Source organism: Paraburkholderia sp. Ac-20342 (assembly GCF_017104985.1).
GTDB lineage: Bacteria > Pseudomonadota > Gammaproteobacteria > Burkholderiales > Burkholderiaceae > Paraburkholderia.
The window spans coordinates 1-15,030 of sequence record NZ_JAAGPQ010000137.1; the positions used below are offsets into that span (position 1 = coordinate 1).

General features: G+C 58.7%; 12 protein-coding genes and 1 tRNA gene. 9 read left to right on the forward strand and 4 right to left on the reverse strand.

Annotated elements, in window-relative coordinates:
- From G3N58_RS31810 to G3N58_RS31830, 5 genes are all read left to right on the forward strand, one after another.
- A partial coding sequence (locus G3N58_RS31810) for a DNA-3-methyladenine glycosylase (protein ID WP_206001166.1) occupies positions 1-677 on the forward strand: 677 nt, incomplete at its 5' end.
- A 128-nt stretch (positions 678-805) separates the two neighbouring features.
- Positions 806-1,777, forward strand: coding sequence for an acetyl-CoA carboxylase carboxyltransferase subunit alpha (locus G3N58_RS31815; protein ID WP_167045024.1), 972 nt, complete (start codon positions 806-808; stop codon positions 1,775-1,777).
- Positions 1,778-1,845: 68 nt separating this feature from the next.
- On the forward strand, positions 1,846-3,378 hold the full coding sequence (gene tilS / locus G3N58_RS31820) for a tRNA lysidine(34) synthetase TilS (protein WP_206001167.1): 1,533 nt from the start codon (positions 1,846-1,848) through the stop codon (positions 3,376-3,378).
- Positions 3,379-3,810: 432 nt separating this feature from the next.
- Entirely contained in the window at positions 3,811-5,061 is a 1,251-nt protein-coding gene (locus G3N58_RS31825) for an aspartate kinase (protein WP_167045030.1), read from the forward strand.
- Positions 5,062-5,239: 178 nt separating this feature from the next.
- A tRNA-Ser gene (locus G3N58_RS31830) sits at positions 5,240-5,333 on the forward strand.
- 432 nt (positions 5,334-5,765) lie between these two features.
- Here the strand turns inward: G3N58_RS31830 and G3N58_RS31835 are convergent.
- Entirely contained in the window at positions 5,766-6,677 is a 912-nt protein-coding gene (locus G3N58_RS31835; protein WP_206001168.1) for a LysR family transcriptional regulator, read from the reverse strand.
- A gap of 203 nt (positions 6,678-6,880) precedes the next feature.
- On the opposite strand from G3N58_RS31835, the gene G3N58_RS31840 reads away from it, so the two are divergent.
- The 3 genes from G3N58_RS31840 (at position 6,881) to G3N58_RS31850 (ending at position 9,638) form a co-directional block, all read left to right on the forward strand.
- A complete protein-coding gene (locus tag G3N58_RS31840; RefSeq protein ID WP_206001169.1) occupies positions 6,881-8,236 on the forward strand; it encodes an acyclic terpene utilization AtuA family protein in 1,356 nt (451 codons plus the stop codon).
- Between the two features lie 4 nt (positions 8,237-8,240).
- Positions 8,241-8,561: a hypothetical protein gene (locus tag G3N58_RS31845; protein WP_205989651.1), complete on the forward strand. Its 321-nt coding sequence runs from the start codon at positions 8,241-8,243 to the stop codon at positions 8,559-8,561.
- Between the two features lie 189 nt (positions 8,562-8,750).
- Complete coding sequence (locus G3N58_RS31850; protein ID WP_205989650.1) at positions 8,751-9,638, forward strand: LysR family transcriptional regulator; 888 nt, start codon at positions 8,751-8,753, stop codon at positions 9,636-9,638.
- 171 nt (positions 9,639-9,809) lie between these two features.
- Here G3N58_RS31850 and G3N58_RS31855 read toward each other — a convergent pair whose 3' ends face one another.
- Positions 9,810-10,952, reverse strand: coding sequence for a porin (locus tag G3N58_RS31855; RefSeq protein WP_206001170.1), 1,143 nt, complete (start codon positions 10,950-10,952; stop codon positions 9,810-9,812).
- A gap of 334 nt (positions 10,953-11,286) precedes the next feature.
- Positions 11,287-12,528 (reverse strand): MFS transporter, encoded by a 1,242-nt coding sequence (locus G3N58_RS31860; RefSeq protein WP_205989648.1) that lies wholly within the window; start codon positions 12,526-12,528, stop codon positions 11,287-11,289.
- Positions 12,529-12,857: 329 nt separating this feature from the next.
- Between G3N58_RS31860 and G3N58_RS31865 the strand changes: the two genes are divergently transcribed.
- Entirely contained in the window at positions 12,858-14,306 is a 1,449-nt protein-coding gene (locus G3N58_RS31865) for a M81 family metallopeptidase (RefSeq protein ID WP_205989657.1), read from the forward strand.
- Between the two features lie 214 nt (positions 14,307-14,520).
- Here G3N58_RS31865 and G3N58_RS31870 read toward each other — a convergent pair.
- Positions 14,521-15,030, reverse strand: a 510-nt coding sequence (locus G3N58_RS31870) for a LysR substrate-binding domain-containing protein (protein WP_241017311.1), incomplete at its 5' end; no start/stop codon positions are given.

The following is a 15,030-nucleotide window of genomic DNA, read 5'->3' on the forward strand; positions in this document are numbered from 1 at the left end:
TCGCGCTCGCGAGCGAAGTCGCGGTGCCGGTGCAGATCGGCGGTCTCGCGCCCGAAGTCACGCGCCCTGCGTATTGGGACAAGGCATGCGCGGACCTCGTCAAGCGCGATCGCATTCTCAAGAAGCTGATTCCGAAGTTCGGCCCCGTGCATCTGTTGAGCCGCGGCGATCCGTTCGTCACGCTCGCGCGCTCGGTGGTCGGCCAGCAGATTTCGGTTGCGGCCGCGCAGGCCGTGTGGGCGAGAGTCGAAGCCGCGTGTCCGAAGCTCGTGCCGCAGCAGTTCCTCAAGCTCGGTCCCGAAAAGCTGACCGCGTGCGGTCTGTCCAAGCGCAAGGCCGAGTACGTGCTCGATCTCGCGCAGCATTTCGTGTCGGGCGCGTTGCACGTCGGCAAATGGACCTCGATGGACGACGAAGCGGTGATCGCCGAACTCACGCAGATTCGCGGCATCGGCCGCTGGACCGCGGAGATGTTCCTGATCTTCAACCTGTCGCGTCCCGACGTGCTGCCGCTCGACGACCTCGGCCTGATCCGCGCGATCAGCGTCAACTATTTCAGCGGCGAACCGGTCACGCGCAGCGAGGCGCGCGAGGTTGCCGCGAACTGGGAGCCGTGGCGCACTGTCGCGACCTGGTATATGTGGCGTAGTCTCGATCCGTTGCCGGTCGACTACTGAGAGAACAGGAAACGAGGCCGCGTTTCAAAGACTATCGCGCAGGCGATATCGATAGTTGCGAAAAGGCTTTGACATCGGCGCGCGCGGTTAGAATACGCGCTGCCCGGCAAGTCCAAGGATTACAACCAATGAAGACCACGTTTCTGGATTTCGAACAGCCGATCGCTGAACTCGAAGCGAAGATCGAAGAATTGCGCTTCGTGCAGGACGACTCGGCCGTCGATATTTCGGAAGAGATCGAGCGGCTGTCCAAGAAGAGCCAGCAGCTCACCAAAGATCTGTACGCGAACCTCACACCGTGGCAGGTTTCGCAAATCGCCCGTCATCCGCAGCGCCCGTACACGTTCGACTACGTGAGCGAGCTGTTCACCGATTTCCATGAACTGCATGGCGACCGCAGCTTCGCGGATGACCTCTCGATCGTCGGCGGCCTTGCGCGTTTCAACGGCCACGCCTGCATGGTGATTGGTCATCAGAAGGGCCGCGACACCAAGGAGCGCGCGCTGCGCAACTTCGGCATGCCGCGTCCGGAAGGCTATCGCAAGGCCGAGCGCCTGATGCGCCTCGCCGAGAAATTCGGCCTGCCGATCTTTACGTTCATCGACACGCCGGGCGCGTATCCCGGCATCGGCGCGGAAGAGCGCGGCCAGTCCGAAGCGATCGGCCGCAATCTGTACGTGATGGCCGAACTGAAGACGCCGCTGATCGCGACGATCATCGGCGAAGGCGGCTCGGGCGGCGCGCTCGCGATCGCGGTGGCCGACAGCGTGCTGATGCTGCAGTTCTCGACCTACTCGGTGATTTCGCCGGAAGGCTGCGCGTCGATCCTGTGGAAGAGTGCCGCCAAGGCGCCGGAAGCGGCCGAAGCGCTGGGCCTGACCGCGCATCGCCTGAAGGCGCTGGGGCTGATCGACAAGATCGTCAACGAGCCGCTCGGCGGCGCGCATCGCGATCCGAAGGGCATGGCCGCGATGCTGCGCCGTGCGCTTGCCGATTCGCTGCGCCAGTTCCAGGGCATGAGCACCCACGACCTGCGCGAACGCCGTTTCGAACGGCTGATGGCGTACGGCAAATTCAAGGAAACGACGCCGGGCGCCTAAGCCCGCGCGCGTTGGCCTGCTTCTTTCGTCAACCTTTTTCGTCCACCGGCGCTTCCCGCGCTCACGACGTGACCACTACCGCCGACCCATCCGCCGAGCGCCTCGTGATCGAGGCGCTCGGCGCGGCGCTGTCCGCGCTTGATGGGCGTGAGGTGTCCCATGCAGCGGACGTATCCCATGGCTGCGCGGGCATCGCCGTCGCATTCAGCGGCGGTGTCGATTCGAGCGTGCTGCTCGATGCGGCAGTGCGCGTCGCGGGTGCGTCGCGGGTGGTCGCATTGCATGTGCATCACGGATTGAGCCCTCGCGCCGATGCATGGCTTGCGCACTGCGAGACGTTTGCGCACGAACGCGGTGTCGAATTCGAAGCACAGCGTGTCGAGGTATCGCGCACGCGGGGCGTGAGCATCGAAGCCGCCGCGCGCGATGCGCGTTATCGCGCGCTCGATGCGATGTGCGCGGCGCGTGGCATTCGCACGCTATGGCTCGCGCAGCATGCCGATGACCAGGCCGAGACCGTGTTGCTGCAGTTGCTGCGCGGTGCGGGGCTGGCGGGACTGGCGGCGATGGCGCCGGAGTTTCTGCCGTCGAATGCCGTGGCGACGCGCGTGCGGCCGTTGCTGCATCTGCTGCGCGCGCAGATCGAGCGCTACGCGCGCGCGCGCGGACTGCGCTGGATCGACGACGAATCGAATGCCGACACGCGTTACGCGCGCAATGCGTTGCGCCATGAAGTGACGCCGGCACTCGCGGTCCACTTTCCCGGCTTTCGCGATGCGCTGGCCCGCACGGCTGCGCACGCGGCTTCGGCGCAGCGTCTGCTCGATACGCTCGCGCGCATCGACATGGAAACGGCTTCGCGCGACGAGGGACGCGCGCTTGCACAGCACGCGCTGCTCGCACTCGACGACGAGCGCGCGCTGAACCTGCTGCGCTACTGGATGCGCACGCTCGGTTTCGTCGCGGCATCGAGCGCGCGGCTTGCCGATGCGCTGCGTCAGTTGCGCGAAGCCGGCGCGAGCGAGGACGGGCATCGTCTGCGTGTCGATCATGCGGGGCATGCGTTGCGCAGCTATCGCGGGGTCGTCTACTGGGAAGCGGGCGACAGCAGCGAGCCCGCCGACGAAACCGCGCTCGTCGAGCGCGAGGTCAGCGAACTCGTGTGGCAGGGGCAGGAAGTCTGGTATTTGCCGCAGTGGCGCGGCACCTTCGTGTTCGCCTTGCTGGATGCCACCGCCGATGACGTCACCGCCAACGCCAACGCCAACGCTTCGAACAACTCAGCCTCGAATAAGCACGTCGAATCCGCGGACATCGTTTCCATCGCTGTGCTTCAGCGCGCTTCGCTCAGCGCGCGGGCGCGCTGCGGCGGCGAGCGTATGCGCATGGGTTCGCCCGCGGCACCCAGCCGAACGCTGAAGAACCTGTTCCAGGAGCGCGGCATTCCGGCATGGAAGCGCGACGTGCCGCTGCTTTATGTCGGCGATGAACTGCTGTTCGTGCCGCACATCGGCGTGAATCGCGCGATCTTGGGCGAAGCTGTGTCTGCGGACGAGGCGCGCGTGCGGATCATCTGGCGCGAAGACCTGCTGATTGCCTGAGCGGTTGGACGATCGCGCGATGGGTGCACGTTGGGTTCGCGAGGGGGCTGCGATTCACGCACGCAAAAGACGAAGTGGTGAAATAGGGCGTAAATCCACGCAAAACAGGCTCCTGCAAGCCCGATTCGACGCATTTGAACGGTCCTCGTGGCTTGTCTTTTTGCGCCTAATCAGGTACTTTAGCTTGTTTGCCCGACCCGATTTCGCCGTCGCTTTTGTCGCTGTCACCGGTTTGCGAGCGTGATCCGTCGTTGCCGTCCAGTTCCGACCCGCCATTAGCGATCTCATTCCCGGGCAAATCCGCGCGTGCTGCACGCGCGCTGCATCTACGCCGCCATACACTTGCCGCCGTTCACGAGACGTCGCCCCTGTGCTTTCTGTGCGGTCGTCTCCAGCGCGCCAGCGCGGTTTCTCTTCCAGTTCAGAACGACAATGGCACTCATCGTACATAAATACGGCGGCACCTCGATGGGCTCGGTCGAGCGCATCAAGAACGTCGCCAGGCGCGTCGCGAAATGGCACAAGGCCGGCCACAAGATGGTCGTCGTGCCGTCGGCAATGTCCGGCGAAACCAACCGCTTGCTCGGCCTCGCGAAAGAAATCACGACTCAGGCGAGCCCGCGCGAACTCGACATGATCGCCGCCACGGGCGAGCAGGTCAGCTCGGGTCTGCTCGCGATCGCGCTGCAGGAAGCCGGCGTCGACGCGGTCAGCTATGCAGGCTGGCAGGTGCCGGTCAAGACCGATAGCGCGTTCACGAAGGCGCGCATCAGCGAAATCGACGGCGAGCGCGTGCTGCGCGACCTCGAAGCGGGCAAGGTGGTGGTGATCACCGGCTTCCAGGGTATCGATCCCGAAGGCAATATCACGACGCTCGGCCGCGGCGGCTCGGACACCTCGGCGGTCGCGGTGGCGGCTGCGCTGAAGGCCGACGAGTGCCTGATTTATACCGACGTCGACGGCGTGTACACGACCGACCCGCGCGTGGTCGAAGAAGCGCGCCGGCTCGATCGCGTGACGTTCGAAGAAATGCTGGAAATGGCCAGCCTGGGTTCGAAGGTGCTGCAGATCCGCTCGGTGGAATTCGCCGGCAAATATCAGGTGAAGACGCGCGTGCTGTCGAGCCTGACCGATCCGCTGATGCCGCTCGGCGACGAAATGAAGTCGGGCACCCTGATTACTTTTGAAGAAGACGAGACCATGGAAAAAGCAGTCATCTCGGGCATCGCGTTCCAGCGCGACGAAGCTCGTATCGCCGTGATGGGGGTGCCGGACAAGCCGGGCATCGCGTATCAGATTCTCGGCCCGGTGGCGGACGCGAATATCGACGTCGACATGATCATCCAGAACCAGAGCGTCGACGGCAAGACGGCGTTCACGTTCACGGTCGGCCGCGGCGACTACCAGCGCGCGATCGACATTCTCAGCAACCAGGTGAAGGCGCATGTGCAGGCCGAGCAGGTGCTGGGCGACCCGAAGGTGTCGAAGGTGTCGGTGGTCGGCGTGGGGATGCGCTCGCACGTCGGCATCGCGAGCAAGATGTTCCGCACGCTGTCGGAAGAGGGCATCAACATCCAGATGATCTCGACGTCCGAAATCAAGATTTCGGTGCTGATCGACGAAAAGTATATGGAGCTCGCGGTGCGCGCGCTGCATAAGGCGTTCGAACTGGATCAGGCGTAAATTGCGGAAATAGCGGGGCGCGGAAGCGCCCCGTTTGTTTTGTGCCGCCGATGTGAACAGATTATGTCGCTCATCTCGCTGCTGGCACAAAAAATGTTCTCCAGACATTGACCTTATCGGCACGGCCCGCTATTATCTTGGCTTCGTCGCACTGACTCCCTGTGCGACAGAAAGTTTGGGAGACGTGGCCGAGAGGTCGAAGGCACTCCCCTGCTAAGGGAGCATCTGGGCCAAAACCTGGATCGAGGGTTCGAATCCCTCCGTCTCCGCCAGAAATGGCGGTGGAACCCCGCAGAGTCAACGCTCTGCGGGGTTTTGTTTTTCTGCGACCCACAAAACGACCATCAAATGATCGCCGGATTCCGGTGGACCTTCTCGGCATCTCCGGCGCCGACTGCGTTGGATTCGAAATTCGTTTCCATCTTCCTATACGCTATTCATCGACGCTACCCAGCCTGTCGGTCGGCGGGGATCGCACGCGTCGACGAAGTCATTGCCGAAGGTCTCCGACGCGTGCTGGAGTTCGTGTCTCCTACTGGATTCCCGAGCTCCACCAACACGCAATGAAAACATCGCGCTCAAGAGTGAAACGATGTCCGAAAATCGCATAACCAAGGAGGTTTCCTGTAACCATACGAAAGTGCAATTTGTCCTCCTTTTTACTTCATTCGCGACTTCGTATGCGGTCAATGGGCCTCACTCAGTCAATGCGAGCAATCCACGTCTTTCGTCACTAACCTTTGGTGCATCGCCTCTACAAACCGTTCAGTCAGAGGCGGTAGTGTTCTTCCGCGTTTCTTTACGATGGCAAGCGGCCTAATAAAGCCAGCATCGTCGATGTGCCTAATCACAAGACTGGGCTCTGTTCGCACCTCTCGCGAGTTCTCCGGCAGAATCGTCACACCCAGTCCCGCGCGTACCATCGCTACGGCGGTTGTCATGTAGGTAGGCTCGGATGCGACCTCCGTCACATTGCGCAACGTTCCAAGCGCCGCGTCAACCACCGCGCGAACGCCAGTACCGGGCGCCATAAGGACGAGTGGGGATTGAACGAGTTGCTTAAGATCTACGAGGCGCTTCTTCGCTAGTGGATGCGATTTGGGCAAAACGGCAACTAGCCTGTCGACCCCGGTGTACAGCGTCTCCAACGACGGATCGAGGATTTCTCCACCCGTGAGGCCGATGTCGACTTCTTCGCTTTGCACAAGAGCGTTCACCATCCCAGCTACAACGTCCCGAATCAAGAATTCTGCACGAGGGACATCCCGCCTCGTCTCTAAAATCAACTCTGGCAGAACGCTTGCCGCAAATGTCGGAAGGCAGGCGATGCGTATGGTGCCGCTCTTGCCATCCCCAAGCGCGCGCGCGTCCCGAAGTACGTTCTCCATTTCGCGCAATGACCTGTGCAATAGCGGCAACAGTTCGCGCCCTGCAGGCGTCAGGGCGACATTGCGGCTGTTGCGGTCTAGCAGGCGCGTACAGATCGCCTCTTCGAGTCGCCGTATCTGAACTGTCAAGGCTGGCTGTGAAAGGTGCAGGCGCTTTGCGGCACGCGTGAAGTTGCCTTCCTCGACCACAGCTACAAGCGCGCGGATGTCCCGGAGGTTTACGTCCATGGATTAAATTACAATTTGTTATTGATTCAATAAAATCATTTCAATTGTGTAATTGCTTCTCTTAACTTACGCTGGTGAACATCAAAAAGCAAGGCGCAGCAGTGTTGCTTCATTGAGTTCTATCGGCCAGCGATCCCGGTTCATTTAGCCGGCGATCTTCCGGACATCTGTCATTTTCAACAACGCTTCGAGGTACTCTTGCCGTGGTAACGACTTCCTCTCACAGACGCGTGCGAATAGGCGCGGGCGCGGGCTACTCTGGTGATCGCATCGAACCCGCGGTCGAGCTTGCGACTCATGGCGCACTCGACTATCTCGTGTACGAGTGCTTGGCGGAGCGTACGATTGCCCTCGCACAGCAGGCGCGTCGGAATGACCCTGAGCTTGGCTACGACCCCCTACTTGAAGCGCGCATGAGGTCGGTACTGCCGACAGCAGTCGCCAATGGCGTGCGTATCGTTAGCAACATGGGTGCAGCAAACCCGCGCGCAGCTGCTCGCAAGACGGCTGCGATTGCACGCTCGCTCGGCATTGAGGGTTTGAGAATCGCAGCCGTCACCGGTGACGACGTTCTTGATGCGGTACTGGAATCCGGGCTGTGCTTCGAGGAAACGGGCGACGAAGTGAAGGCATACGCGGACCGGATTGTCTCCGCGAACGCCTATCTCGGCGCAGCCCCCATTGTTCGCGCTCTGGCTGCACGGGCGGACATTGTGTTGACGGGTCGCGTGGCCGACCCGTCACTCTTCGTGGCGCCGCTGATCCATGAATTCGGCTGGAGCATGAACGATTGGGATACGCTTGGACAGGCCACTGCTGTTGGCCACCTTCTTGAGTGCGCCGGCCAAGTGACGGGTGGCTATTTTGCTGATCCGGGCTACAAAGACGTCAGCGGTCTCGCAACTCTTGGCTTTCCCATTGGGGAAGTCAGCGACGACGGTACGGTTGTCATTACGAAGATACCTCAGTCCGGCGGCTGTGTTACCGAGGCAACGTGCAAGGAGCAACTGCTCTACGAGATCCATGATCCAAGCCGATATTTCCAGCCCGACGTTGTCGCTGATTTCTCGCAAATCAACATCACGAAGGAAGCCCACGACCGCGTACGTATTTCGGGCGGACGCGGATCCCCTGCCACAGATACTCTGAAGGTCTCTGTTGCGTATGTTGACGGCTATATAGGCGAGGGGCAGATCTCCTACGGTGGCCCCGGTGCGGTAGCGCGTGCACGCCTTGCGCTCGAGATCGTTCGCGAGCGTCTTGCGCTCACGGGTGTTCCCACTAGCGAGTTGCGCTTTGATCTCATCGGCATCAACGCTCTATATGGCGAATCAATAAGTAGTTCGTATAACGAGCCTTTCGAGGTGCGAGTACGCGTTGCCGGACGAGTGTCGAACGCTAGAGATGCAGCGCGCATTGGCAACGAAGTCGAGACGCTCTACACCAATGGTCCCGCTGGCGGCGGCGGGGTGAGCAAGGCAACACGCGAAGTAATTGCTGTGCAGTCCGTGTTGTTGCCCCGTGAATATCTGTCTCCTACTTTTGAATTTGTGGAGTAATTCGGTGAAGCTTCGTGAACTTGCCCATGGCCGCACAGGCGATAAAGGAAACACGTTGAATGTGTCAGTCATCTGTTATGACTCGACGCACTACGCTCATCTTCGCGATCAGTTAACGCCCGAGCGCGTAAAAGCACATCTCGGGGACGTTGTGAAAGGTGATGTCCAGCGCTATGAATTGCCGCTTCTCGGTGCATTAAATTTTGTCCTTCGTCATGCACTAGGGGGCGGCGTCACGCGCTCGCTCGCGCTCGATGCACACGGGAAATCCATGAGTTCTGCGTTGCTCAATATCGAGATCGATGATCCCTGCATCGGTCGCTGAAGTGCAAGGTTAAAGTACTCGACGCTCTGCCGAAGAGTTCGGGAGACCTCGTTCCCGACGATTTCTCTCGTTCGTATAGAACCCTTCTTTTCGTCTGATAGCGACGCGGTATGAACGAGTCGGCATTCTCCACTCCCAAGGAGCCAGAAGCTTGCCTGCGAGCTAATCATCTTCGTTGTTGGTATCAATATGCGTCTCCGCCATATCGAGATCTTTCATGCAATCATGCAGGCCGGTTCGCTTTCCGGAGCGGCTGACCTTCTGAGCATTTCACAACCCGCAGCTAGCAAAATACTTGCGCAGGCCGAGCATAGTCTTGGCATAGCTCTCTTCAAGCGTTTGCCGGGCGGTCTCAAGCCGACTCCCGAAGCGATCCTGCTCTTCCAAGAAACGAAGAGCCTGTACTCGAGCCTTGAAAGGGTAAGGAATCTTGCTCGCAATCTCTTGTCTCATCCGGGGGGCCTATTGCGTATAGGCTGTATCCCCAGCCTTGGCTTAGGCCCTGTTCCGCAGGCCGTCGCCGACTTTGCACGCCTCTGTCCGGGCGTTTCTATCAGTCTGCGCACGGAGAACAACGAAACTCTTTCGGCGCTGCTCCTAGCTCAGGAGATCGACGTCGCGGTCGCTTTTGAGCCAACTGCAAGGGCGGGAATTGCCATCGAGGAGCTCGGCAAGGCGCGAGCCGTATTCGTAGGACCTATAGGCGCGGGTTACGAAAACCGTCAGGAACCAGTCCATCTCGTCGACTTGGACTTTAGCAAGTGGATAGGCTTGGATTCTACTGATCCACTGGGATTAAAAATAAACTCCACGCTCGCGAGTCTGGACATGCGCAATTGCGCACCCATGATTGAAGTCAAGACCTACTACGTTGCGAAGGCGCTCGTGGATAGCGGAATGGGCTTCACAATAATTGACGAATTTACCGCCAAGGCTGCCGGGGGAAGTAGCCCCGTGGTCCAACTCCAGCCGGAGATGTCGATCGGCGTGTATGTTATGACTTCGTCGAGCAATCCTGGAACGCAAGCCCTTAAGGTACTAACGCAGCAACTCGCAAAGCGGATGCAAAATCCATAGATCAGTGAATCGCAAGTGACGAGCTGCATCATCTCTCGCTCCATCAAACAGAGCTTCGTAACGCTTTCTCTGTAGCGCTCAGGCCGTTGGAATAGCGCCAACGGTAGTTGCGTGAGCGGCCACCTGGCCGGCACTTGTTCGAAGTGAACTGCAGCGCCGGCCTTTGTTTCCTTAGAACTTGTGCCTGATGCCAACCACGAACCCAGTCTGGTCATAGCCCGGAGCAGCGGTTCCGTATCCGGTGACCCCGAGGTTGGAACCATTCTTGTTGCGCGCGAAGGCCGCGTTTGCATACAGGTCGGTCCGCTTCGAGAGGAAATAGTCGGCGGACAAAACGGCCATCCACGGATCGGCATTGGTCGCATGCACGTCTTGGTAGTAGGCCGCTCCGGTCAGCGCGAATGCCGGTGTGACAAAATATTGAGCGCCGGCCCAGAACATGCTGGCAGTTGTAACATCCGAACCGTTTTTCACCGCGATCGGATTGGTCGGCAGGAAAGCATTGTTGGTCCAGAGATAACGATATCCAGCGAAACCCTTCACCGGCCCGAACGTGTACGTCGCGGCCGCTGAGGCACGCTTTTCTGTGTCCGTATTCGTGGCCACTGTATTGCTGTTGCGCTGCTCGTACAGAACGCTCGCTGCGAGTGGCCCAGAGGCGTAGGTGAGTGAGCCGCTGAAGAGGCGCCCGGTTAGCTCCGCGCCTGGAACTTCGCTGCCATAGCCGGTATCGTAGCGCGTGCTGTACATTGCCGCGGCGGTGATCGGGCCGAACTTGCCGACATACTTGATCGAATCATCGGCCCGTCCTGCAAAGGCGGAATCGACTGCCAACGAGGAGTAACGCGTTGCTGCACCAAACGGATCGAAGGAGATCGCCTGGTCAAAGAGCAGCGTGTTCTGCCGGCCGAACGTCAACTGGTGGTTCTTATAGGCCAACCCGACCCATGCTTGACGTCCCCAAAGCCGTGCAGTCGTCGTCGGATTGGTGCCTAGGCCTTTCGTGGATTGCGCAGTAGTGCCATCATTCACATTGAAGCCGTCCTCGAGATCGAAGATCGCTTTGGCACCTCCACCGAGATCCTCGACGCCTTTCAAGCCCCACCGGGAACCTGAAAAATTCCCGGAGGCAAGTGCAGTCTGCGAGCCTCCTGTCGTGGTGTTGTTCACGTAGGCAATACCAACGTCGACGATGCCGTAAAGCGTAACGCTGCTTTCAGCGTTTGCCGACGCCGGCGCGCCACACAGACCGATCGCAGCGGCAGCACCCAACACGTATAAAGGCTTACCCAGCGCATTTTTATTTTGATTCATGTGTATTTTTTCTCCAAACGGTTTAAATACATAAATATATGGACTACTAATTTTTTTTGAAAAAATGGAGCGCTAACCGATATCTCCAGCGGTAGGTAACACGTGATTGAGTTTGCTTTGAGCTAGTGCGTGCTTCCCTTGGAGCACAGGAACGTTCCGAAATCACCGGGTCTTATCACGAGAGAGACTATCGCGAGCCCGGCCCGCCATGGCCGCGCTTCGCATACCAATCGCAGCAGCAAATGGTTTGCTCCTGGCTGGCAAATTGCGAAGCGCGACATCGGGGTTTTCCATCAACAGATTTGCTGCACCCTGAACCGCTTTTTCCTGCGCGTCAGTGCGCTTTCCGCACAAGCTCTTCGGAGACGGAAAATGAACTGTTGTCGTTTGGCACCTTGAACATCAGCGATGCAACGATGGAGAGCACACCTACCGCAATAAGTAGATAGAACGCGGAGAAAAAAGCGCCGCCAGAGGCAGTGATAAGTGCACCCATTGTCACTGGAAAGATGGAGTTAGCCATTTGGCCACCAAAGTTCATCAGGCCAGACGTACTGCCGATGAGATGCTCTGGAACGCGGCGCAAAGGAGTGGCAAAAACCGTTGCATAAACCAGGTTGAAGGACAGCGAAAAAAGCGTCCAGTACGTGATCAGCAACCAGACTTGCGTGGTCGTAATCATCAATACCAGAAAGACCGTGCTGAGCGCGGAGCCAACGACGAGACAGCCTTTTTCAAAGCGCCGGTCAAGCTTGTCAAGGAGAAAGCCAACGGCGTTTGCACCGATGAAGGCAAGAAGGTTCGGGACGACCAGGGCAAATCCGGCTTGCTTCAGGCTGATGTGATAGTTCGTCATCAGGTACGTAGGCATCCACGATTGAACACCGACATGAAGCGCGCTGGTGAAAAACCAGACTGCTGTAAGCTTCCACGCCAGCGGCGACCGAAGAACGGAGCGCCAGATAATACGAGGGCGATCGGCATTGGCTTCCTTTTGTGCGCCAATGCCGCTGCGCAAGCTAACCCAGAGAATGACCGCGACAGCGACGCCAACGACTGAAAGAATCTCGAAAGCACCGCGCCAGCCGAGCTTGTTCACAGAGGTCGCGATGATCGCCGAACCGGCTGCGCTGCCCAAGAATGTCGTCGAAACAAGAAAGGACTTTGCACGCGCACGCTGCTTTTTGGGAAAAACTTCCGCTACCGTTACGGAACTCGCAGGGGAAAAACTACCTTCACCGATGCCGAACATGAACCGGATAACCAGCAGAGATGCGAAGGACCATGCGAGGCTCGTGGCACCCGTAAAGATCGACCACATCACGATACAGACGACCACGACGATTCTCGAACCGTACCGGTCAGAAAGCCACCCGCCCGCAAGTTGCATGATCGCGTAGCTAAAGTAGAATGCGCTCAGAAGCATTCCCGCCTCGCGGGCCGACAATGCGAACTCATGCGAAATTGGCACGAGCGCTACGCTCATGAGAATGCGGTCAGCGTAGCCGACCACCCACGCGAGAAACAGGCCCGCTATCACTGCGGTCTTCTGTGCCCGACTAAACCGATCTCCCATCACTGTCTCCGAAACTTATTGGGTAGCAGACGACACGCCCTTCGCACATCTGCATACATACAATGTGCTCAATCCAAATTAACGCGTCTAATGAAAATATGATGTCGGGCATAGCTGGAAGTTATGCGGGTGGGTCGTTAGGCGTATTCGGATGTCGCAGGCAGCAAACCTCATACATTCTGGTGCGCTTCGGCATAACTAGAGGTTAAGGCGCCGTTCGTTTTTTCATTTGTCTCGGTTTCGTCCGGGGAGCACACTTGATCGACGCGGGCGCGATAGCGCCCATTTATTATGGATTGCCGCACTTGCAGTGCGAAAAAGGGGGAATGATGCGAGTCTTCTGCGCCGGGATTGGGACTGAAACCAACACTTTCTCACCGTTGCCGACCGGCCTCGATGAGTTCCGGGCAGGCGGCTACTATCCCGCAGGGCAGCATCCCGAACAAATGACCCGGTATGCCGCGCCTCTGATTATCGCGAGGGAGCGCGCTCGCGAGGAAGGCTGGACGTTGCTCGAGGGAATGTTCACGGGAGCTCAGCCCGGCGGCCTAACGACTCGCGTGGCATATGAGAGTTTGCGTGACGAGTTGCTTTCTGACCTGAAAAGGGTCTTGCCGGTCGACATTGTGCTGCTGGGGCTTCATGGGGCAATGGTCGCTGATGGCTATGACGACTGCGAAGGCGACCTCATCGCGCGCGTTCGCCAACTCGTTGGACCAAGCGCAGTCATTGGCGCCGAGCTCGACCCGCACGCCCATCTGAGCAGCGAAATGGTTGACAACGCCACCTTGCTCATTGCGTACAAAGAATACCCTCACACGGATATCAAAGAACGGGCAGTCGAACTCGTGGACCTTTGTGTCAAGGCGTTTGCTGGCGAGATTCAGCCCGTTGCGGCGGTAGTCGACACGAAGATGGTCGTGCCCATCCACACGTCGAGAGATCCGGGCCGCAGCTTCGTGGACAAACTAAGCGCGATGGAAGGCAAAGACGGTGTGCTTTCGCTCTCCGCTATCCAAGGATTCGCGACCGGCGACGTGCCTTCGATGGGCACGAAGGTCCTCGTGTACACGGACAGCGACAAGGCCGCTGCACAAACACTGGCAAAAAATTTGGCGGACGAGTTGATTTCGCTGCGCGACAAGCTGCGTGTCAACTATCTTTCCGTCGACGACGCGCTGGACATCGCATTGGCCGAGGGGCCTACGCCAGCCATTCTTGCCGACCGAGCGGACAATCCGGGCAGTGGGGCGGCGGGAGACTCTACCTTCATTCTCAAACGGTTGCTTGAGCGAAAAATTTCCAACGCTGCTCTTGGTCCGCTCTGGGACCCTATCGCCGTGCAGATGGCCTTCAGTGCGGGAGTTGGCGCGCGCATGTCCCTGCGGATTGGCGGGAAGATTAGCCCGATGTCCGGTGATCCGGTCGATGCCGCTTGTTTGGTGAAAGTGCTGAAGCGGGACCACGTTATGACGGGGCAGACAGGCGAACCCCTGCTTGTTGGCGATTCTGCGTTGATTGATATCGAAGGCGTCGAGTGCGTGCTTATTTCCGTCCGGACCCAAGCAATCAACGTAGATGTTTTCACGGGCCTTGGCTGTGACATTGCCAGCAAGAAGGTCGTTGTCGTGAAGTCGGCACAGCATTTCTATGCTTCGTTCTCCACTATCTCGACCCGGGTACTTTATGTCGGCGCCCCCGGCTCAGCGACTCCACGCTACGACCAGTTGACCTACCGGAAAGCCGTCCTTCCGAAGTGGCCCATCACTCTCGATTGACGCCGCCGCACAATCGGTGAGGGGGGGCGCGCTCCTTTGCCTGCGTCAGATAGCTGTGTACTGAGTTAACATGGTCTGGCTTCGTGATTCTTTTGTACACACTAGGGGCGACAGCAACGCGAAGTGAATGAGGCGATGCAAATACGACGTCGCGTTGCCTTATTCACAATGATCGGCAGCTTGCGAACGACTGCACTATCGGTGATGTCGATCGTTACGTCTTCACCATGCGTTCGGCGAGCTGCTGGACGAACACCTTCAAGGCATGCGTGCCAGCGGTGCTTGCCGGCGTCATTGTGCTTACGCCGATTGAGAAAGCGGGTTCGATGTCGCTGATTGAGCTACGGCCGCCCATCCCCCTCGCGGTGTACTCATCAATGATAGTAAAACCCACGCCACACTCGACAAGCGCCCGAGCTAGATAGTAGGTCTTCACCACGATGACGGGTGAGATGTCGCGCTTGTCGAGACTAGCTAGCGTTGCATTTATTCTAGCTCCAAGAGGGTCTGTCGCATCTAGACCAATCCAATTCGAAAAATCCAGATCTTCGAGATGGACGCATTTGGTACGGTCGTTGGCGCTGCCATCGTCCAATCTGTAGTGGTCTAATGAAACCAGACACTGATTTAGGCGAGAATGCTCGCCATGGAGAGGTGTCTGATGCCGAAGCAACGTCGTTCGTTTTCCCCCGAGTTCAAACAGCAAGCCGCCGGTCTGGTGCTC

Bases quoted from the DNA above. Each gene is read 5' to 3' on its own strand.
- G3N58_RS31815 (WP_167045024.1), top strand. From the start codon at position 806: ATGAAGACCACGTTTCTGGATTTCGAACAGCCGATCGCTGAACTCGAA.
- G3N58_RS31825 (WP_167045030.1), top strand. From the start codon at position 3,811: ATGGCACTCATCGTACATAAATACGGCGGCACCTCGATGGGCTCGGTC.
- G3N58_RS31835 (WP_206001168.1), bottom strand. From the start codon at position 6,677: ATGGACGTAAACCTCCGGGACATCCGCGCGCTTGTAGCTGTGGTCGAG.
- G3N58_RS31850 (WP_205989650.1), top strand. From the start codon at position 8,751: ATGCGTCTCCGCCATATCGAGATCTTTCATGCAATCATGCAGGCCGGT.
- G3N58_RS31855 (WP_206001170.1), bottom strand. From the start codon at position 10,952: ATGAATCAAAATAAAAATGCGCTGGGTAAGCCTTTATACGTGTTGGGT.
- G3N58_RS31860 (WP_205989648.1), bottom strand. From the start codon at position 12,528: ATGGGAGATCGGTTTAGTCGGGCACAGAAGACCGCAGTGATAGCGGGC.
- G3N58_RS31865 (WP_205989657.1), top strand. From the start codon at position 12,858: ATGCGAGTCTTCTGCGCCGGGATTGGGACTGAAACCAACACTTTCTCA.